Origin of the sequence: Streptomyces sp. NPDC057877 (genome assembly GCF_042796855.1) — a bacterium.
Classification (GTDB): domain Bacteria; phylum Actinomycetota; class Actinomycetes; order Streptomycetales; family Streptomycetaceae; genus Streptomyces.
The window spans coordinates 328,435-349,490 of the sequence record NZ_JBHVMS010000010.1 but is presented as its reverse complement, the minus strand read 5'-3'; the positions used below and the strand labels follow the sequence as shown (position 1 = coordinate 349,490).

8 protein-coding genes are annotated in these 21,056 nt (G+C 74.2%); 7 read left to right on the top strand and 1 reads right to left on the bottom strand.

Annotation, left to right across the window (positions count from 1 at the left end):
• Positions 1 to 99 precede the first annotated feature (99 nt).
• On the top strand, positions 100 to 2,952 hold the full coding sequence (locus tag ACFVQG_RS30205) for an AAA family ATPase (protein ID WP_383389387.1): 2,853 nt from the start codon (positions 100 to 102) through the stop codon (positions 2,950 to 2,952).
• A 68-nt stretch (positions 2,953 to 3,020) separates the two neighbouring features.
• Here the strand turns inward: ACFVQG_RS30205 and sigJ are convergent, their stop codons facing one another.
• Complete coding sequence (gene sigJ, locus ACFVQG_RS30200; RefSeq protein ID WP_383389385.1) at positions 3,021 to 3,926, bottom strand: RNA polymerase sigma factor SigJ; 906 nt, start codon at positions 3,924 to 3,926, stop codon at positions 3,021 to 3,023.
• Positions 3,927 to 4,092: 166 nt separating this feature from the next.
• Here sigJ and ACFVQG_RS30195 point away from each other — a divergent pair, with 166 nt between their 5' ends.
• The 6 genes from ACFVQG_RS30195 (at position 4,093) to ACFVQG_RS30170 (ending at position 21,056) form a co-directional block, all read left to right on the top strand.
• A complete protein-coding gene (locus ACFVQG_RS30195) occupies positions 4,093 to 5,172 on the top strand; it encodes an LUD domain-containing protein (protein WP_383389383.1) in 1,080 nt (359 codons plus the stop codon).
• A gap of 220 nt (positions 5,173 to 5,392) precedes the next feature.
• Positions 5,393 to 5,887 carry a hypothetical protein gene (locus ACFVQG_RS30190; RefSeq protein ID WP_383389381.1) on the top strand — a complete coding sequence of 165 codons (495 nt, stop codon included), beginning with the start codon at positions 5,393 to 5,395 and terminating at the stop codon, positions 5,885 to 5,887.
• A gap of 33 nt (positions 5,888 to 5,920) precedes the next feature.
• Entirely contained in the window at positions 5,921 to 6,433 is a 513-nt protein-coding gene (locus ACFVQG_RS30185) for a hypothetical protein (RefSeq protein WP_383389379.1), read from the top strand.
• A 34-nt stretch (positions 6,434 to 6,467) separates the two neighbouring features.
• Positions 6,468 to 7,889 carry a PfaD family polyunsaturated fatty acid/polyketide biosynthesis protein gene (locus tag ACFVQG_RS30180; RefSeq protein WP_383389377.1) on the top strand — a complete coding sequence of 474 codons (1,422 nt, stop codon included), beginning with the start codon at positions 6,468 to 6,470 and terminating at the stop codon, positions 7,887 to 7,889.
• A complete protein-coding gene (gene fabD / locus ACFVQG_RS30175; protein ID WP_383389375.1) occupies positions 7,886 to 8,752 on the top strand; it encodes an ACP S-malonyltransferase in 867 nt (288 codons plus the stop codon). Before ACFVQG_RS30180 ends, fabD begins: the two co-directional genes overlap by 4 nt.
• A 55-nt stretch (positions 8,753 to 8,807) precedes the next feature.
• A complete protein-coding gene (locus tag ACFVQG_RS30170; protein ID WP_383389373.1) occupies positions 8,808 to 21,056 on the top strand; it encodes an SDR family NAD(P)-dependent oxidoreductase in 12,249 nt (4,082 codons plus the stop codon).

Sequence of the window (21,056 nt, the reverse complement as noted above, 5' to 3'; positions counted from 1 at the left end):
GATAGTGAAGCCGCGCGCAAAAGCGCATCAAGATTTCGTCCATTTTCCCTTTTCTGGAATATTTCCGGTTTCTCAATTTTCCATCAAGGGGCGTGGCACATGCGGCAGAACTTCCTGCTTCTCGAACGTGAGCGCGAGATGGAACTGATCCGAACCGGCGTCGACCACACGCTCGGCGGCGACGGCGCGGTCGTCATGTTCGAAGGAGCCCCCGGATCGGGCAAGACCCAACTGCTGACGGCGGCCCGGGCCGAGGGGGAGAAATCCGGTTTACAGGTGCTCCACGCCCGGGCGGGCGAGCTGGAACGCGGCTTCGCCTGGGTGGTGGTACGTCAGCTTTTCGAGCACCGGCTGAACACCGACGACGCCGCCGACACCCTGCTGACCGGCCCCGCGGTCCTCGCCGGGAGCATCTTCGACTACGCCGACCCCGAGGGCATCAGCGCACCGCCTACCGAGGGCGCGGGCCTCTACCGGGCCCTCCACGGCCTCTACTGGCTGTGCCGCAACCTCTCCTCCACGGCTCCCGTCCTGCTGCTCATCGACGACGCCCACCATGCCGACACCGCGTCACTCCAGTTCGTCAACTACCTGGTCAACCGCATCGAGGGCAGCGGTGTGCTGCTGGTGCTCACCAGCGTCTCCGACGCCACCGGGCCCGCACAGGAGCTGCTGCTGGCCGCGAGCCGCTCACCGGACTCCTGTCACGCCGTACTCGAACCCCTCGGCCGCGACGCCGTCCGCGAGGCCATCGCCGCACGGCTCGGCGACACCCCGCACGACGACGTGACCCAGGCCTGCCTCGCCGCCAGCGAGGGCAATCCGCTGCACCTCACCGAGTTGCTGGACGAGATGAGCCGCCAGGGCATCGCCCCCGAGCAGCGGGCCGCCGCGACCATCCCCAGCCTGACGCCCGCCCGCATGGCCAAGGAGGTGGTGCGCCAGTTGCACGGCCTACCCCCGGCCGCGCGCGCCCTCGCGGGCGCCGTGTCGGTCCTCGGTGACGACGCCGAACCCCGCCACTGCGCGGCTGCCGCCGCACTGAACCATCCCGAGGCGCTCCAGGCCGCGCACGTCCTGCGCGAGGCGGAGATCCTCAACCCCGGCCTGCCGTACGCGTTCCGGCGCTCCGTCGTCCAGCAGATCGTGTACTCGCGGATGACCTCGGAAGCCCGCAGCCAGGCCCACCGGCGGTCCGCCTACGCGCTGCACGCGGCGGGCGCGGACCTCACCACGGTCGCCGAGCACCTGTGCCGGACCGAACCCGGCAGCGACCCCTGGACCGTCAGGACCCTGCGCGCCGCCGCCGTCGAGGCGATGCGCCGGGGCGAACCCGCCGACTCCACCCGGTATCTGCGCCGGGCGCTCGCCGACTCCACCGCCGAGCGCGACCCCTGGATACTCGGCCAGCTGGGCTCGGCCGAACTGCGCGCGCGACAGCCCTCCGCCGTGGAACACCTGCGGGAAGCGCTGCGCCGTAGCCACGATCCGGCCATCCGCGGCCGACTCCGGCTGGAACTCGGAGTCGCGCTGACCGCCGCCGCCCGCTACGACGAGGCCCTCAAACTGCTGACGGACGCGGGCACCGCGCGCGAGGACCACGACGCCGCGGTCTCCGCCGGTCAGGCCGCGCGCACCGTCGCGGCGGTGGTGGCACGTATCACCCCCGGGCACCGCGCGACCGGCCGCCCCGGACCACGGACCGCCGGGGCCGCACCGCGCTCCCACGCGGCCATCGAGGCGCTCTCCCGAGGGCGCTCCTCCGTACGGGTGGCCCGGCTGGCCGCCGCCGCCATCGCCGACGGCACACCGCTCTGCGAGGAGGACACCGAACTCACGGACACGGCGGTCGCGGCCTGGGCCCTCAGCCAGTGCGACGAGGCGGACCCCGCCGAACGCGCCCTGCGCGACACCGCCCGCCGCGCCTTCGACGCGGGCCAACTGCTGGCCGCGGCCACCTCCACCAGCCTGCTCGGCGGTGTCCTGCTGGACACCGGCCGCCTCACCGAGGCCGAGACCGGGGCGCGGCGGCTGCTGCGGCAGCAGGAGGACAGCTCCCTCATGCTCGCCTGCGTGCCGCTGGCCGCCGCGGTGCTCACCCACTGCCTCATCGAGACGGACCGGCTGCAGGAGGCCGAGGAGACGCTGGACCGCCACGGCCTCACCGGACGGCTGCCGCAGTCCGCCCTGTTCGTCCCGCTGCGGATCGCCCGGGTACGGCTGCGGATCCGTCAGGACCGCTTCGAGGCCGGGCTGCGCGAACTGACGGAGTGCCGCGACCAGGCGGGTCAGGAAGGGTGGCTGTATCCGTCCGCGTCCTCCGAGTACCTGGCGGACGCCGCCAAGGCGCTCGCCATCACCACCGGGCCGCGAGCGGCCCGCGCGCTGGCCGCCGACGTCACCGAGCGGGCCCGGACCTTCGGCGCCGCCCGGCCCCTGGCCGCCGCCCTGCGCACCTACGGCGAGATCGTGGGCGGGGACGAGGGCCTGGAGATGCTGGAAAGCGCCGAACGCCTCCTCGGCTCCTCGCCCTACCTCCTCGAACGCGCGCGTGTACAGGTCGCGCTCGGCGCGGCCCTGCGCCGCCAGGGCCGCCGCGGCGCCGCCCGGCGCCGGCTGACCGCCGGTATGGACACCGCCCAGCGCATCGGCGCGTCCGTCCTGGAGGCCACCGCCCGCACCGAACTCCGCCTCGCGGGCGTCCGTCAGGTGCGCGGCGGCCAGCAGCAGCGGGCCCCGCTGACGCCCGCGGAGGAGCGCGTGGCCCACAAGGCGGCGGCCGGGCTGAGCAACCGGGAGATATCGCAGGCCCTGTTCGTCACGGTCAAGACGGTCGAATGGCACCTCAGCCAGGCCTACGCCAAGCTCGGCATAGCCAAACGGGCGGAACTGGGCCGGGCGTTGGCGGCGGGACCGGCCTCGCAGACGGGCGGGGTGTGGTGTTCCGCGTGACGGCCGGGGTGTGGTGTCCCGCGTGACGGCTGGGGTTCGCCGTCCAGCCCACACGCCTTGGGACGCGGTCACGACAGCTGCCAGGGGCGGAGCTTGTCCGGGTTGCGCACCGCCCAGATGCGGGTGATCCGGTCGTCGTCGCCGACCTCGAACGCGCAGACCGTGTCGATCCGGCCCCCGGCCTCGATCACCAGCCCCGGAAGCCCGTTGACCGTGCGCTCGAGGATCGCGCGGGGCGGAGAGAACCGGGCGATGGTCAGGTAGAGCCGGGCGATCTGCTCGGCGCCCTCGATCGGCAGCAGGCGGGCGATGGCGCGACCGCCGCCGTCGGAGACCGCGACGGCGTCCGGGTCGAGCAGGCTGAGCAGGACCTCGATGTCCCGCGCCTCCCAGGCCGCCTTGAACCGCCGGACGACCCCTGCCTGCCGGGCAGCGCTCGGGCTCGCCTCGGCCCGCGTGGCGGCGATGCGACGGCGGGCCGAGGACGCCAGCTGGCGGCAGGCCGCCGGGCTGCGGCCGACGATCTCGGCCACCTCGGCGAACGGGTAGCGGAAGACGTCGTGCAGCACGAACGCGACGCGCTCGGCCGGGGTCATCGACTCGAACACGACCAGGAAGGCCATGGTCACCGACTCGTCGAGGGTGATCCGGTCGGCCGGGTCCACGCCGACGCCGCCCGCCGCCCCGGCGATCCACTCGGCCGAGTCGGGCAGCGGCTCCGGAACCCATTCCCCGACGTAGCCCTCCCGCCGGGCGCGCGCCGAGCCGAGCAGGTTCAGGCAGACGCGGCTGGCCACCTTCGTCAGCCAGGCGCCCGGGGACCTGATGGCCTCCCGCTCCGCCGGGGACATCGCGTACCAGCGGGCGTAGGTCTCCTGGACGGCGTCCTCCGCGTCGGCCAGGGACCCGAGCATCCGGTAGGCGAGATTCAGCAGCTGCCGCCGCTCGCTCATGATCGCGCTCAGGGTGGTCATCCGCTCTCCGGCTCCCTCGTTCACGTGCGTTCCCTCCCCAGTACGACACATCGGGGCGGCGAAATGTGAGGTCGACGGCTCACCTCACATTCCTCGGGGCCGCGTTGTCGGACGGAGGAAGAGGAAACACCCCCAGCCACCGGACCGACAGGACAGGACGCTGAGCATGAACGACTTCCAGGAGATCGCCGACCGCGTCGAGATCGAGGCGCTGCGCGGCGAGTTCACCGACGCGGCGATGATGCGCGACCGTGCCCGCCTCGCGGATCTGTTCATCCCCGACGGCGTGCTGCGCATGCCGGACATCCCGGTCGAGTTCGTCGGCCGGGAGGAGATCCGCACCGGAGGCGAACGCCTGCAGAGCCAGTGGGACTTCTTCGTCCAGAACAGCCACCCGGGCATGATCCGGATCGACGGCGACACCGCCACGGGCCGCACTTACCTACAGGAGATCGGGCGTGCGCTCGACGGCCGCTCGGGCCTGAACTTCGCCATCTACCACGACAGTTACCGGCGTACGCCACAGGGATGGAAGTTCGCCGAGCGGGTCTACGAGATCAGGTACCTCGACACCACCCCCCTGGCGGGCTCCGCGCCCGGCTCCGGCGCTCGGGCCCACGACTCCGGTGCGGCGGCCGACGACTTCACCGCGCCCGTGTCCGCCGGACGGCTGGACCGGGCGGTCGCGGCGCTGCGGGCGAACGGCTTCACCGCCGAACTCCTCGACGACGCCGCGGCGGCCCGCGCCCGTGTCAAGGAGCTGGTCCCCGAGGGCGCGAGCGTGTTCACCGGGGCCAGCGAGACGCTCCGGCTCTCCGGCATCGCACGGGACATCGAGGCGGGCGACCGCTACGAGGCCATCCGGCCACGCGTGCTGAGGATGGACCGCGCCACCGAGTCCGACCACATCCGTCGGCTGATGGCCACCCCCGACGTCTTCCTCGCCAGCGTCGCGGCCGTCACCGAGACCGGCTCGCTCGTCATCGCCTCCGGCAGCGGCACCCAACTGCCCGCCGCCGCCGGAGGCGCGGCCCGGGCGATCTGGGTCGTGGGCGCGCAGAAAGTGGTGCCCGACCTCGGCACCGCCCTGCGCCGGATCGAGGAGCACGCCCTGCCCCTGGAAACCGCACGCGCCCAGGAGGCCTACGGGAAGCCGAGCGCGGTCAACCGCCTGCTCGTCCTCAACGCCGAGCCCCGGCCCGGACGCGGCACGGTCCTGCTGCTGCGCGAGGCCATCGGCTTCTGACCTCCCGCTGCCGCGGCAGCCGCCACGCGGCGACCGCGCGTACACCAGCCAAGGAACCGGCCGCACGACCTGGAGCCCGTACTGGGGTCGCTGCTGGGGAAGTTCCGGGGGCGGACATCCGCCCCCGTCCACCAGTCTTGGCGGCTGGTCCCGCCGGACGTCATCCCCCGGGCGTCCGACGGGACCGGACCGGCCGCACGCGAACCGAAAGGCGGGACAGGTGACGAGTACGACGGAGAAGACCTACGCGACGCTGACCGAGGGCGAGCGTACGTTCGTGGACGAGGTGGCCCGGCACTACCACGAGGCGCACGGCGTGACGTGGGAGAAGGGCCGGGTCATGGCATGGATGATCATCAGTGACCCGATCGAGCAGACGCTGCCGCAGATCTGCGCGGCGGTGGACGCCGCCCCGGAGAGCATCGAGCAGCTCATCGAGCAGCTGACCCTGGCGGGCCTGTACCAGCGCGTCGAGACGCCCGGCGAGGAGACCCGCTACCGGCTCGTCGACGACGGCTACCCCAAGGCGGTCTCCGACACCTTCGCGAGCTGGCCCGAGTACCACCGGATCTTCCAGTTCGGTCTCGAGGTGCTCGCCGACGCCGATGACGCCCGGCGCAAGCGCATCGCCGAGATCGAGGAGCTGTTCGGCCACATCGTCGGCGACCTGGCCGAGATGTCCAAGCGCTGGGAAGCGCACCGCACCGCCGCCTGACCTTCCTGGGACGCACCGCGAGGAGAGCGCAGTATGACCGAGCAGACCGCCACCACCACCCTCACCCAGGGCGAGCACGCCTTCGTCGAAAAGGTCGCCCAGTACTACTTCGAGAACGACGGCATGCCCCACGACCGCGGCCGGGTCGTCGGCTACATGATGATCTGCGACCCGCCCGAGCAGACCGCGGCCGACATCGAGAAGGCCCTCGGTGTCCCGCGCGCCGCGATCGACCGCATCGTCGACCAGCTGACCCCGGAGAACGACCCGGTCAGCGTCTTCGAGCGGACCGGCGCCCTCGACGAGAACTACCTCATACGGCTCCGCGAGAACAGCTGGGGCCCCAAGGTGCGGGGCATCTTCTCGGAGTTCCCCGACTTCCACCAGATCGCCGCCAACGGCCTCGCCGCGCTGCGCAAGGAGAACGCCTCCGACGAGCGCCTGACCCGGCTCGCCAACATGGAGCGCTTCCTCGGCTTCGTCAGCGCCGAGATGCCCGCCATCCTCGAGCGCTACGAGCGGCGCAAGGCCGAGGGCACCAGCTGAGACGACGTAGCGCCGACGCGGCAGGGAGCCAAGGATGACCACATCGCTCGCGCGGGCCGTCCACACGGCCGACGACCAGGGCCGCATCCGCGCCGAGGCCCTGGGCAGCGCGGCGTTCCGCACCGAGCACAACGTGCGGTACGCCTACGTCGCGGGGTCCATGTACAAGGCGGTCGCCTCCGAGGAGATGGTCATCCGTATGGGGCGGGCCGGTCTCCTGGCGTACTTCGGCACGGGAGGCCTGCGCGCCGACCGGGTCGTGGACGCCATCCGCCGCTTCCAGCGGGAGATCGGCGACGGCCCCTACGGCCTCAACCTCCTGGCGTCGCACGAGAACCAGGCCAAGGAGCAGGAACAGGTACGGCTGTTCCTCGCGCACCGCGTCCGCCGGGTGGAGGCGGCGTCCTTCATCGTCCCCACCCGGCCGCTGGTGCAGTACCGGATCAGCGGCCTGCGCCGCGCGCCCGACGGTTCCGTGCACGTCCCGAACCGCGTCATGGCCAAGGTGTCCAGGCCCGAGGTCGCCCGGTACTTCCTGGAACCCCCGCCGCGCGCCCTGGTCGGGGAACTCCTCGCCGACGGGGCCGTCACCGCCGAGGAGGCCGCCCTCGCCGAGCGGATCACCCTCGCCGACGACCTGTGCGCCGAGGCCGACTCCGGCGGCCACACCGACCAGCGCCAACTGGTCGTCCTGCTCCCCGACATGGTCCGGCAGCGGGACCGGGCGGCCCGCGACTTCCCCCCGGCCGCGGCCGTGCGGGTCGGCGCGGCGGGCGGCCTCGGCGTGCCGGAGGCGGTGGCCGCCGCGTTCGTCCTCGGCGCCGACTTCGCGCTCACCGGCAGCGTCAACCAGTGCACCGCCGAGTGCGGCACCAGCGACCGCGTGAAGGACATGCTCCAGCAGGCCGAGGTGCAGGACATGGCCGTCGTACCCGCCGGGGACATGCTGGAGACCGGCGCCCGCGCCCAAGTGCTGCGCCGCGGACTGTTCTACCCGGCGCGCGCCAACAAGCTCTACGAGCTGTACCGCCGCTACGACTCCATCGACGACCTGGACGACCACACCGCGGAACAGCTCCAGCGCCGCTACTTCCGCCGCACCTTCGACCAGGTGTGGCAGGAGACCCGCGCCTACTACGCCCAGGCCAACCCCGAGTCGCTCGCCCTGGCCGAGCGCGACCCCAAGCACCGGATGCTGCTGATCTTCAAGGCCTACTTCGTGCAGTCCATCCGGCTCGCCATGAGCGGCTCGGAGGAGAACCAGGTCGACTACCAGATCAACTGCGGTCCCGCGCTCGGCGCGCTCAACTCCCGGCTGCGCGGCACCCCGCGGGAGGACTGGCGCAACCGCCATGTCGACGAGATCGCCGACTGGCTGATGCGCGGCGCCGCGGACATCCTCACCGACCGGCTGGCCCGCCTGACCGCCACCACCTCTCCCGGGAGCGGAATGTGACTGTCGCCCATGTCTTCGCCGGACAGGGTTCCCAACGGGTCGGCATGGGAGCGGACCTGCTCGGCTCCTACCCCAACCTGGTCCGCCAGGCCGACGCCGCACTCGGCTACTCCATCGCCGACCTGTGCCTGAACGGCCCCGCGGAACGCCTGTCGGACACCCGGTACACCCAGCCCGCCATCTATGTCGTCGACGCCCTCGCCTACGTCGACTCGGTGCGCACCACAGGCGTCATACCCGACGTGGTGGCCGGGCACAGCCTCGGCGAGTACGCCGCGCTGTTCGCCGCGGGCGCCTTCGACTTCCGTACCGGGCTGGAGATCGTGGCGCGCCGCGCCGCCCTCATGGCCGAGGCCGGGGCCGGTGCCATGGCCGCGGTGATCGGGCTGGCCGAGTCCGAGGTGCGTGAGGTGCTGGACGCCGAGGACACCGATGTCGACCTCGCCAACCTCAACGCCCCCGACCAGATCGTGGTCTCCGGCAGCCCCGCCGGAATCCGCCAGGTCACCCAGGCGCTGTCGCCCCGCGCCACCGCGGTGGTCCCGCTGCCGGTCAGCGGCGCCTTCCACTCCCGGCACATGCGGCCCGCGGCCGAGACCTTCGACCGGTTCCTGCGGCAGTACGTCTTCGGACGGCTCAAGATCCCCGTCATCGCCAACGCCACCGCCCGGCCCTACGAGGACACCGGCATACGTGAGTTGCTCAGCCGCCAGCTGTGGTCCCCCGTCCGCTGGACCGACACGGTCCACCACCTGCTCACGCTCCCCGACTGCGAGCTGCGCGAGATCGGCCCGGGCAACGTGCTCACCGGTCTGACCCGCAGGATCCGCGAGGCCCGGGAGGCCGCCGGAACACCCGGCTGACGCGAGCGACAGGCGCCAGGCCCGCCGACCGACCCGACTGGAGGAACAACGGCGCATGCAGCCCAACGTCGTCGCGGCTGACTTCCGCGTCACACGACAGGACGTCCTGGCCTTCGCCGAGGCCGGTGGGGACGCCAGCCCACTGCACCTGGACGAGTCGTACGCCCGGCAGACCCCCTTCGGCCAGCCGGTGGCCCACGGGGCGCTCTGCGTGCTCCAGGCCCTCGCCCTGGCCGGGCCGCCCGAGGGCGGCGGACGGCGACTGGCATCGCTGAAGGCACGCTTCCTCGGACCGGTCTACCCGGACCAGGACTACAAGGTCGAGCAGGAGGGCGCTCCCACCGGAGGCACCCTGCGCATCCTCGACGGCCGCCGGGTCCTGGCCGAGATCGACGTACGGTACGACACCGGCCCCGTCCACCCCGCACCGGACGGCGGCACCCCCCACCGGTTCACCGACGACGCCGCACGCACCCCGCTCGAACACCTCGCCCCCGGCACCGAGGCGGGCGTCCACTACCGCCCCGACTGGCAGGCCCTCGGCCGCTTCACCGACGCCCGGCAACTGGTACGCCACGGCGTCGGGCCCGAACACGTGAGCGTGCTCGCCTGGGCCAGCCAGCTCGCCGGGATGGAGGTCCCCGGGCGCGCCGCCCTGGTCGGCGGCATCGACGCCGAGTTCGAGCCGAGCACCGCCGCGCGGCACGGCTTCTGCGCGCGAGCGGTGCTCGCCGACGTCGACCCGCGCTACCGGTCGGTCCGGCTGACCGGAGAGGTCACCGCCGGACACACCTCGGCCCGCGTCGAGGTGCGCGCGTTCGCCCGCCGCGAGGCCGCCCGGCCGGATCCCGCACGGCTGCCCGCCCTGCCGCCGCTACGAGGCAAGACGGCCCTGGTCTGCGGCGGCAGCCGGGGACTCGGCGCGGCCCTCGTCCAGGCGCTGGCCCGCGCCGGTGCCACCGTGCACCTCGCCTACCGGGACAGCACGGCCGAGGCCGAGGCACTCCTCGCCCCGCTCGGCCAGGACGCCGCACGGGTCCGACTGCACCAGGGAGACGTGGGCGACCCCGTCTGGTGCGCCGGGCTGAGCCGGACCATCCGGGAGGAGAGCGGCGCGCTCGACCACCTCATCCTCAACGCCGGACCGCCCGCCCGCCCCATGGACGTCCACCCGGACACGGTGGCGCGCTCCGCCGCCCACGTCGCCGAGGCCCTGCGGCTCGTCCAGGCACCCCTCGCGGCGTTCACCGGCGACATGGGCGCCACAGGAGTCGTCGTCGCGGTCTCCTCGGCGTACGCACCGGCGCCCCAGCGCGGACTGTCCCACTACACCGCCGCCAAACGCGCGGTGGAGGGCCTGACGGAGGCCGTGACCGTCGACAGCCCGCACCTGGCGGCGCTGATCGTCCGGCCGCCGCGCCTGGCGACGACCTTCGCCGACAGCGTGGCCGACGACAGCGCACTCCCCGTGGAACCCGTCGCCGCCGCCATCGTCCACAGGATCGCGGCCGGGGTCGAAGCGGGCACCACCGAGGTGCTCGCCCGCTTCGACGAGCGGCCCGCGCCGCCGACACCGGAGCCACCCGCCCGGGAAGACCCCTCCGGAACCCTGCTCGTCGCCGCCACCTTCACCACCGACCCGCTGCGCCCGCCCCTCACCCACTGGTCCCAGCGGCTCGGCCTCGACCTGGCGGTCCGCCTCTCGTCGTACGGCCAGGTCTTCCAGGAACTCCTCGACCCCGGCAGCGACTTCGCGGCCAACCGGCGCGGCTGCAACGTCGTCCTGCTGCGCGCCGAGGACTGGCCGGAGGGCGCCGAGGGGGAACGTACCGCCGACGAGTTCGCCGCCGCGGCCCGCGCCGCGGCCGAACGCTTCTCGGTGCCCCTGCTCGTCGCCCTCTGCCCCGCCTCCCCGAACGCCGGTACCGCCGTGCAGGCGACCGAGGCACGGGTGCGCCGGGCGCTCGACGGCGCGCGCGGCGTCCACCTGGTACGGCTGGCGGACCGGCACGACGGCCACTGGGTGGCCGATCACCACGACGCCGCGCGTGAGGAGCACGCGTCCATCCCCTACACGCCCGAGGCCTGTACAGCCCTGGCCACGGCGGTGGTCCGGGAGGTGCACGCGCTGCTCGGCAAGCCGTTCAAGGTGCTCGTCCTCGACTGCGACAACACCCTGTGGCGCGGTGTCGTCGGCGAGGACGGCCCCCGGGGCGTGCAGTTGGGCCCGGCCCACCGGCGGCTCCAGGAATGGGCCGTCCAGCGGCACGACGAGGGCGTCCTGATCTGTCTGGCCAGCAAGAACTCCGCCGAGGACGTCGAGGAGGTGTTCCGGCAGCGCCCGGAGATGCCCCTGCGCCCCGAGCACATCGCCGCCCGCCGCGTCGACTGGAACCCCAAACCCGCCAACATCGGGGCGCTCGCCGACGAACTCGGCGTCGGCCTGGACTCCTTCGTCTTCCTCGACGACAACCCGGTGGAGGTGGCGGCCGTCCGCGCGGCCCAGCCACAGGTGCTCGCCCTGCGGCTGCCCTGGGACGAGGGCGAGTGGCCCGCGTTCCTCGCCCGGCTGTGGGCCTTCGACCGCACCGAGGTCACCGACGAGGACCGGCGCCGTACGGCCATGTACCAGGCGTCCCGGCGCCGCGAGGAGGCCAAGGAGGCCGCGCCCTCGCTGGCCGGGTTCATCGAGAGCCTCGCCCTGCGCGTCGACGTCCACGAGGCCGACGGCCCCGAGCTGGCCCGGGTCGCCCAACTCACCCAGCGCACCAACCAGTTCAACCTGGCCCCGCTGCGCCGGACCGAGTCCGACCTGCGCCGCCTGCTCGACGAGGGCGCCCGCTGCTGGGTGGCCGAGGTCGGCGACCGGTTCGGCGACTACGGGCTGGTCGGCGCCGCCGTCACCCGGGAGCGCGACGGCGACGTCCTCCTCGACACCTTCCTGCTCAGCTGCCGGGTCCTCGGCCGGGGCGTGGAGCACGCGTTCCTCGCCTCCGTCGCCCGTGCCGTGGCCGGGGGCGGCCCGGCGCGGCTGACCGCCGAGCACCGGCCCACCGACCGGAACGCCCCGGCGCGGCACTTCTTCCACGCCGCGATGGGCGACCCCGAGACCGCCGGTCCGGACACCCAGGTCTTCCGGGCCGGTCTCGACGACCTCGCCGAACTGGTCTTCCGGCCGGACGAGGGCGGCGCCGCGGAACCGGCGCCGAGCACCTCACCACGGCGCGGCGGCGCCAGCACGGCGGGGGACGCCGCCCGCAGGGAGACCCTGGCGCGGCTCGCGGCCGACCTGACGGACCCGGCGGCACTGCACCGGGCCGTCACCGGGGAGGAGCCCGCCCGGACGGCGGCACCGGCCGAGCGCACCGGCGCCGACCCCTTCGAGGCCGTACGCGCGGTGGTGGCCCGGTTGAAGCGGCTCCCCGTCGCGGAGTTGACGCCGGACACCACCCTGGAGTCGCTGCGGCTGGAGTCGCTGGAGATCGTGGACGCGACGGTCGCGCTGGAGAAGGAGTTCGGGCGGCTGCCGAAGACGCTGTTCTTCGAGCACCGGACGCTGGGGGCGATCGCCGGGGTCCTCGCTCCGGCTGCCGCTCCGGATGCAGCCCCGGTTCCCGCTCCGGCTGCCGCCCCGGCTGCCGCTCCGGTTCCCGCTCCGGTTCCCGCCCCGGCTGCCGCCCCGGCTGCCGCTCCGGTTCCCGCCCCGGTCCCCGCCGTGGTCAGGACACCCACCGAGTCGGCGCCCCCCACGACCCCCGGAACGACCGACGCCATCGCCGTCGTAGGCATCGCGGGCCGCTACCCCGGCGCCCGGGACACCGCCCAGCTGTGGGAGAACCTCAAGGCGGGTGCCGAGTCGCTCGACGACGTGGCCGACCGGTGGAACCGGCGGGACGTCGTCGACCCTCGGGGCGGACCCGCCGTCACCTACACCTCGGCGGGCGGCCTGCTGGACGGCGTCGACGAGTTCGACGCGCTGTTCTTCCACCTCGCCCCGAGCGAGGCCGAGACGATGGACCCCCAGCAGCGCCTCTTCCTCCAGACCGCCTACCACGCCCTGGAGGACGCCGGGCACACGGCGGCGGACCTGGGCCGCGACGTCGGGGTCTACGTCGCCTCCATGGGCCCGGACTACGCCGTCCTCAGCGCCAACGCGGCCCTCGACGGCCACAGCAGGTACCCCAACAGCGACCTCTACCAACTCGCCAACCGCGTCTCGTACTTCCTGGACTTCACCGGCCCGAGCATCGCCGTCGACACGGCCTGCTCCGGCTCCGGGGTCGCGCTCCAGCTCGCCTGCGACGCCCTCCGCGCGGGCACCGTCTCCGCCGCCCTGGCGGGCGGGGTGAACCTGATCCTGCACCCCGCCCGGCGCATCCAGTACGCACAGCTCGGCATGCTGTCGCGGACAGGCCGGTGCCGTCCCTTCGGCGCCGAGGCGGACGGGATGGTGACCAGCGAGGGCGTCGGCGCCGTGCTGCTGCGTCCGCTGCGGGACGCGCTCGCGGACGGCGACCACATCTACGGCGTCATCCGCGCCGTCGGCACGAACAGCGACGGACGCACCAACGGGTTCACCGTGCCCAGCCCCCAGGCCCAGGCCGAGCTGATCGCGGGGACCCTGCGCCGGGCCGCCGTCGAGCCCTCGGAGATCGGGTACGTGGAGGCGCACGGCACCGGCACCCCGCTGGGCGACCCCATCGAGATCCGCGGCCTGACCAAGGCCTTCGGCACGGTGAACGGTCCGGCGCCGATCCCCGTGGGCAGTGTGAAGGGCAACATCGGGCACACGGAGGCCGCGGCGGCCCTCGCCGGGCTCACCAAGGTGCTCCTGCAACTGCGGCACCGCACGCTCGTGCCCTCCCTGCACTCCCAGCGCCTCAACCCCGACATCGACTTCGCCGCCACCCCGTTCCGCGTCCAGCAGGACACGGCCCCCTGGCCCGCCGCCCCGGCCGGTACGCCCCGGCGCGCCTGCCTCAGCTCCTTCGGCGCGGGCGGCGTGAACGTCCACCTCGTCGTCGAGGAGGCCCCCGACCGGCCGACGCCACCGCCGCCTCCCCCCGGCCCCGAACTGATCGTGCTCTCGGCGCGGGACGAGGAACAGCTCCGCCTCACCTGCGCACGGCTCGCCGCCCGCCTGCGCACCGCCGAGCCCGGCCTGCGGCTCACCGACGTCGCCTTCACCCTGCGCCAGGGCCGCGAGTCCTTCGACACCCGACTGGCGCTCGTCGTCAGCGGCCTCGACGAACTCGCCGCACGCCTGGAGGAGATCGGCGCGCCCGGTCCGTCCCTGGCCGAGGCGGCCCGCGGCGTCAGCGGCGCCTTCGCGGGCCGGGCCCGTGACGGCGCCGGTCTCGGCGACGTCTTCGACGGCACCCCGGCCGCCACGGAAGTCCTGCGCACGCTCGCCGACCGCGGCGAACTGGCCAAGCTCGCCCGGCTGTGGTGCCAGGGCGCCCGGCTGGTCTGGCGGGACATCCTGCCCTCGGCGGCGGGACGACGGGTGCCGCTGCCCGGCTATCCGTTCGCCCGCACACGGCACTGGCTGCCCGCCGCCGCTCCCGAGCCCGTCGCGCAGCCCCCCGCCGAACCGGAGGCCGAACTCTACGTCCCCACCTGGACGTCCGCCCCCGAGGCCCAGGCCACACCGGCCGACGGTGCCGCCGTGCTGGTCGTCGGCGGCACGGGCGAGTGGGCCCGCACCGCCGACCACCACGTCACACACGTCCGCGACCTGGCCACGTACACCTCCGGCCGGGCCCGGCTGATCGTGGTCGACCGGCGTGGTCTCGACGGCCGACCCGGGCCGCTGACGCAGGCCCTGCGGGAGGCGCCCGGCACCCTCGACGCGCTCGCCCGGCTCGCCGACGGCGGGGCCGCCCTCACCTACGTCACCCTCGCCCGCCCCGACCAGGACGATCCCGTAGCGGCTCTGGTGCCCGGGTTCGGGCGGGCGCTGGAGCACGAGGTGCCCGGCTTCCGGTCGGTGCGCCTGGAGGTCGGGGAAGGAGAGCCGGGGCTCGCGCGGGTGCTGTCCCTCCTGGACCGGGCCGAGGGGCGCCTCGACGAGGGCGCGGGCCGTCTGGTCCGTGCCTGGCAGCGGGCGCCCAGGTCCCCTGGCGGTCCCGTGCCGTTCCGGCGCGGCGGGCACTACGTCATCACCGGTGGCGGGGGCGGCATCGGCCGTCTGCTGAGCGCCCATCTCGTCGAGGGGTACGGGGCCCACGTCACCTGGGTGAGCCGTTCCGCGGGCTCCAGCGGTGGGGCGCGCGCCGTCCAGGCCGATGTGACCGACCCGGACGCCCTCGCCGCCGCGCTGGCCGACGCCCGGCGCGCGTACGGCCCCCTCCACGGCGTCGTGCACGCCGCGGGCGTCCTCGGCGACGGCGCGGCCCGCGACCGCGGCGCCGAACAGGTGCGTGCCGTCCTGGCGCCGAAGGCGGTGGGATGCGTGGTCCTGGACGAGGCGACCGCCGACGATCCGCTGGACTTCTTCGTGCTGATGTCGTCCTTCGTCGGCACCCTGGGCAACGCGGGGCAGACGTCGTACTGCGCCGCGAACCGCTTCCTGGACGCGTACGCCGAGCACCGGGCGCGGCTCGTGGCCGAGGGATCGCGGTCCGGGCGGTCCGTCTCGATCGCCTGGCCGCTGTGGCGGGACGGCGGGATGGAGATGCCGCCCGCCGTGCGGCGGCTGACGGAGACCACGGTGGGGCTCGTCCCCATCGGCACCCCGGCCGCGCTGGCCGCGCTGGAGGACGCGCTGCGGCTCGGTCGGCCCCGGGTGCTGGTCGGCTGCGGTGACCAGCGGCGGCTCGGGGCCGCGCTGTCCGGTCGGTCGACGCGCCCCGAGCCCGTGGCGCGCGGCAATGAGGGGGACCGGCTGCGCAGCCTGCTGCGCGACGAGGCCGCCGCGCTGGTCAAGGTCCCCGTGGCCCAGATCAGCGACACGGCCGAGTTCGGTGACTACGGCTTCAACTCGATGCTGTTCACGGACTTCACCAACCGCCTCAACGACCGGCTGGGCCTGACCCTCACCCCCGTGGTCTTCTACCAGCACTCGACCATCGAGACCCTGACCTCCGCGCTCCAGGGCACCGTGGACAGCGTTCCCGTCGCGCCGGAGGCCGAGGAGAGCGAGCCGACGCCCCCCGTGCCCGTCGTCGCCGCGCCGGAGCCCGGCACCATGGCGCCGGTCGCGGTCATCGGCATGGCGGGGCGGCTGCCGGGCTCGCCGGACCTGACGACGTACTGGAACCATCTGATCGAGGGGCACGACCTCGTCGCGCCCGGCCCGGTGGAGCGCTTCGGTGATCCGGCGCCGTCCGGTGGCTTCCTCGACGACATCCTCGCCTTCGACGCCGAGTTCTTCGCCATCTCGCCGCGTGAGGCGGGCCTGATGGATCCCCAGCAGCGGCTCTTTCTCGAGGCGGGGCGGCAGGCCGTCGAGAACGCGGGCATCCGGCCGTCGTCCCTCGCGGGCAGCCGTACCGGGGTCTTCGTGGGGGCCACCCTGTCCGACTACGCCGACCTGCTGGGCCGGAAGGGCGAGCGGGTGGCCGCCCACAGCATCACCGGGCACGTGCAGAGCGTCATCGCCAACCGCTTCTCGTACCTGCTGGACCTGCGCGGCCCCAGCGAGGTCGTCGACACCGCCTGCTCCAGCTCGCTGACCGCGCTGCACCGGGCGCTGGGCGCGCTGGAGGCGGGGGAGTGCGACCTCGCCGTGGCCGGTGGGGTGAACGCCCTGTTCTCCCCGCAGTGGTTCGACTCGCTCGGCCAGGCGGGCATGCTCTCGCCCACCGGCCGGTGCTGGACGTTCGACGAGCGTGCGGACGGGTTCGTGCGCGGGGAGGGCGTCGGTGTCGTCGTACTGAAGCCCCTGGACCGGGCGGTGGCGGACGGCGACCCGATCCGGGCGGTCATCCGGGGCAGCGCCGTCAACCACGGCGGACGCGCCCACTCCCTCACCGCACCCCGGCCCGAGGCCCAGGCCGAAGTCGTCGTCGCCGCGCTCGAACGCGCCGGAGTCGACCCGCGCGGTGTGTCGTACGTGGAGACGCACGGCACGGGCACCAAGCTCGGCGACCCCATCGAGATCGCCGGTCTGACCGAGGCCTTCGACCGCCTCGGCGCGCGGGCCGACACGCCCTGGTGCCACCTGGGCGCCGTCAAGGCCAACATCGGCCACCTGGAGTCCGCCGCCGGAATGGCCGCCCTGCTGAAGGTGCTGCTCGCCCTGGAACACCGCACCCTGCCGCCGAACCCCGTGGGCGAGCGCGCCAACCCGCACCTGCGGCTCGACGGCACGCCGTTCCACGTGCTGCGGGAGGCCCAGCCGTGGCGGCCCGTGGACGCCCAGGGAGCGCCGCTGCCGCTGCGGGCCGGGATCAGCGCCTTCGGCTTCGGCGGGGCCAACGCCCATCTGGTGGTGGAGGAGCCGCCCCCGCTCACCCCGTTCCCCGCGGCCACCGAGCCGCACGTGCTGCTGCTGTCGGCGCCCGACCACGGGCGGCTGCGCGCCTACGCGGCGGTGGTCCGGGACGAACTGGGGCGGCGGCGTGACGACTTCGCCGAGCTGGCCCACACGTCCGTCGTGGCGCAGGAGCCGATGCCCGCGCGGCTGGCCGTGGTCGCCTCCTCGGCCGACCAGGCCCTCACCGCCCTCGACGCCTACCTGGACGGGCGGGCGGCCCCGGGGCTGCACACCGACACCAGCCCCTCGGCCCCCGGCGGGCCGGAACGGGAGGCGCTCGCCCGTCGCTGGGCCGCTGGAGAGGCCGTGAGCTGGCCGGAGGACCCGCACCCGCGGCGAGTGCCGTTCCCCGCGCGGCCGTTCGACCACTCCACGGAGTACGGCCCGCAGGGCACCGTGAGCGGTCCGGCGGAGCACGGCTCGCAGGGCGGGACCGTGAGCGGTCCGGCGGAGCACGGCTCGCAGGGCGGAACCGTGAGCGGTCAGGTGGAGTACGGCTCGCAGGGCGGGACCGAGAGCGGTCCGGCGGAGCACGGTCCTCAAAGCACCGTGAGCGGTCCGGTCGACGTACCTGCGGGGACCACTCCCGACAACCTCCGGCTTCTGCGCCCCACCTGGACACCCGAGCCCCTCGGGGAGCCGACGCCCGCGCCCGGCACGATCCTGGTCGTCGCCGGGGCGGAGGCCGGTGCCGGGCTGCTCGAAGAGGTCGCCGGGCTCGCGGCGCACACCGTCGTCGTCCTGCGCGAACCGTCACCCGTACCGCTGCCGTCCGCCCGCACCCTGGAAGCCGACCTCGGCGACCGCGAGGACACACTGCGGGTCCTGCGCGGAGAACTGGCCGCGCACGGGCCGTTCGACCTGGTCGTGGACCTGGTGGACGCCTTCGCCGCCCCGGGCGCCCGGCCCCGGCACGCGGGCCGACTGGCCCTGCTCCAGGAACTGGCCGCCCGGTCCCGGCAGCACCCGGTCACCGTGATCCATCCCCGCCCGTCGGCTCAGACCCGTCCCGCCGACGCGGGCGAGGCGGTGCTCGACGCCGCGCGCATGGCCGGTTGCGTCCGTGCCGTCGGTGCGGAGTACGCGGCCGTGCACGCCGTCACGGTCGAGTACGACGCCCTGCCCCCCGGCACGTCGGGGCCGCTGGCGCTCGCCGCCGCCGAGCACGCCGCCGGGACACGGGACCCCGAGATCCGCTACGCGCGCGGCACCCGCCACGTCAGGACGACGGAAGCGGTACGGACTCCCACGGCAGGCGGCAGCGGCCACCTCGGCTCGGTCGCCGTCACCGCGCACCGCCCCTACGTCATCACCGGCGGCACCGGCGGCCTCGGCCTCGCCGCCGCCGAACTGCTCGTGGCCCGCGGCGCACGGCGCATCGCGCTCACCGGACGCCGTGCCCTGCCGCCCCGACAGCAGTGGGACAGCGCCACGCCGGACGACTGGTGGCACGCCTGCACGGCCGCCATCGCGCGGATGGAGGCGGCCGGTGCCCGGGTGCTGGTCGGCCACGGCACCGCCGAGCGGCTCCCGGCCTTCCTCGACGAGGTGCGCGCCCGCTTCGGCAGCCCGGCCGGGGTGCTGCACTGCGCGGGCGCGGTGTCACCCACACCCGCCTTCGTGCACAAGCCCCCGCACGAGTTCGACACCACCTGGGAGCCCAAGGGACCCGCGCTGGCCGCCCTCGCCGGGGCGCTCCGCGACGACGAACCGGACTTCGTCGTCCTCTACTCCTCCCTCTCGGCGCGGGTGCCCGAACTCGCCGTCGGGCTCAGCGACTACGCCGCCGCCAACGCGGCCCTGGACGACTACGCCGAGTTCGCCGCCGCCCACGCCCGGCAGCGCGGCGGCACCACCCGCTGGCTCTCCCTCGCCTGGGGCAGCTGGTCCGGCATCGGCATGGGCGAAGTGGTGACCCCCCGCTACGGCGAACTGGGCTTCACCGCCCTGCGCCCGGAGGACGGCCTCGCCCTGCTCGACGCGGCGCTGGCGACCGAGGGACCCGCCGGACTGGCGGCCGTCGCGACGACACAAGCACCCCCATCGGAGGCCGCCCCCATGGAGCAGGACGACGCCCGGCTCACCGAGCGCTGCGCGGAGCACATCACCGGCATCCTCGCCGACGTGCTGGGCATGGACCGTCACCGCATCGCCCCCGACCGGCCGTTCGCGGATCTCGGGGTGGACTCGATCCTCATCGCCAGCATCGTCGTACGACTGGAGGAGGCCACCGGTGCCTCCCTGGACCCGTCGGTGATCCTGGAGCACCCGACCGTGGGGCGCCTGGCCCACCATCTGACCGCCGCGCACCGGGAGGGCCTGAGCCGCTGGGCGGGCCCCGCACCGGAGCGCCAGCCCGCTCCCGTCCCCGCTTCCGCACCGACCACCGGTGACTCCTTTGACACCCCCCTCGCCATCATCGGCATGGCGGGCCGCTTCCCCGGCGCCCCCGACACCGCCGCCTTCTGGGAACTGCTCCGCGACGGCCGCTCCGGCGTCCGTGAGGTGCCCCGCGGCCGCTGGGACGTCGCCAGCCTCTACTCGCCCGAGTACGCGCCCGGCATGAGCATCAGCAAGTGGGGCGGCTATCTCGACGGCATCGAGGACTTCGACCCCGCCTACTTCGGCATCCCCGAGGCGGACGCCGCCCACATGGACCCCCTGATCCGGCTGTTCCTGGAAACCGCGGAGACGGCCATCGCCGACGCCGGATACCGCGGGGAGGAGCTGAACGGACGGTCCGTCGGGGTCTTCGTGGGCTCCGGGACCAGCACCTACGCCTCCCGCGTCACCGTGCCCGGCCGGGCGACGGCGACCGGGCTCAACCAGAACTTCATCGCCGCCCACCTGGCCCACCTGCACGACCTGCGGGGCCCCAACCTCGTCGTGGACACCGCGTGTTCGTCATCGCTGTCCGGCCTGCACCTGGCCCGGCAGTCCCTGCTGCTCGGGGAGTGCGAGATGGCCCTCGTGGGCGGTGCCGACCTGCTGCTCGACGAGACGCCGTACTTGTCGCTCAGCGCGGCGAGGGCCCTGTCTCCCGACGGCACCTGCCATGTCTTCGACGCGTCCGCCAACGGGTTCGTGCCCGGTGAGGGCGTCGGCGCCGTCCTGGTGAAGCCGCTGCCCGCCGCGCTCCGCGACGGGGACCGGATCCTCGCGGTGATCGAGTCGACGGCCATGAACAACGACGGCCGCACCATGGGGCTGACCACCCCGAACCCCGACGCCCAGCAGGCGGTCGTCCGCGAGGCCCTGCGCAGGGCGGGCGCCGACCCGGCGAGCGTGTCGTACGTCGAGGCGCACGGCACCGGGACGATGATCGGCGACCCCATGGAACTGCGCTCCCTGACCGGCGTGTTCGGCGAGTCGACGGACGAGCGCCAGTTCTGCGCCGTGGGCAGTGTGAAGTCCAACGTCGGCCATCTGCTGATGGCGGCGGGCATGGCCGGTCTCCAGAAGATCGTGCTGTCCCTCCAGCACCGGCAACTGCCGCCCACCCTGCACTGCGAGCGCCCCAACCCGCGCTTCGCCTTCGAGACGTCACCGTTCCGCATCCAGGACCGGCTCGGCCCCTGGGAGCCCCGGCAGGGCGTGCGGCGCGCCGGTCTCAGCGCTTTCGGCTTCGGCGGCACCAACTGCCACGTCGTCCTGCGGGAGCCCACCGGCCCCGCCGAGACCGACCGCCGGGCCGTACGGACCCCCCTGCCCGCGCCGGTGTTCCAGCGGCGCCGGTACTGGGTCGACCGTCCCGGCCCGGCGGACCCCCTGGACCTCCCGAACCCCCGGCCCCGTCCGCTGCTCGAGCTGGAGGAACTGATCTAG

Bases quoted from the DNA above. Each gene is read 5' to 3' on its own strand.
- ACFVQG_RS30205 (WP_383389387.1), top strand. From the start codon at position 100: ATGCGGCAGAACTTCCTGCTTCTCGAACGTGAGCGCGAGATGGAACTG.
- sigJ (WP_383389385.1), bottom strand. From the start codon at position 3,926: ATGACCACCCTGAGCGCGATCATGAGCGAGCGGCGGCAGCTGCTGAAT.
- ACFVQG_RS30195 (WP_383389383.1), top strand. From the start codon at position 4,093: ATGAACGACTTCCAGGAGATCGCCGACCGCGTCGAGATCGAGGCGCTG.
- ACFVQG_RS30185 (WP_383389379.1), top strand. From the start codon at position 5,921: ATGACCGAGCAGACCGCCACCACCACCCTCACCCAGGGCGAGCACGCC.
- ACFVQG_RS30180 (WP_383389377.1), top strand. From the start codon at position 6,468: ATGACCACATCGCTCGCGCGGGCCGTCCACACGGCCGACGACCAGGGC.
- ACFVQG_RS30170 (WP_383389373.1), top strand. From the start codon at position 8,808: ATGCAGCCCAACGTCGTCGCGGCTGACTTCCGCGTCACACGACAGGAC.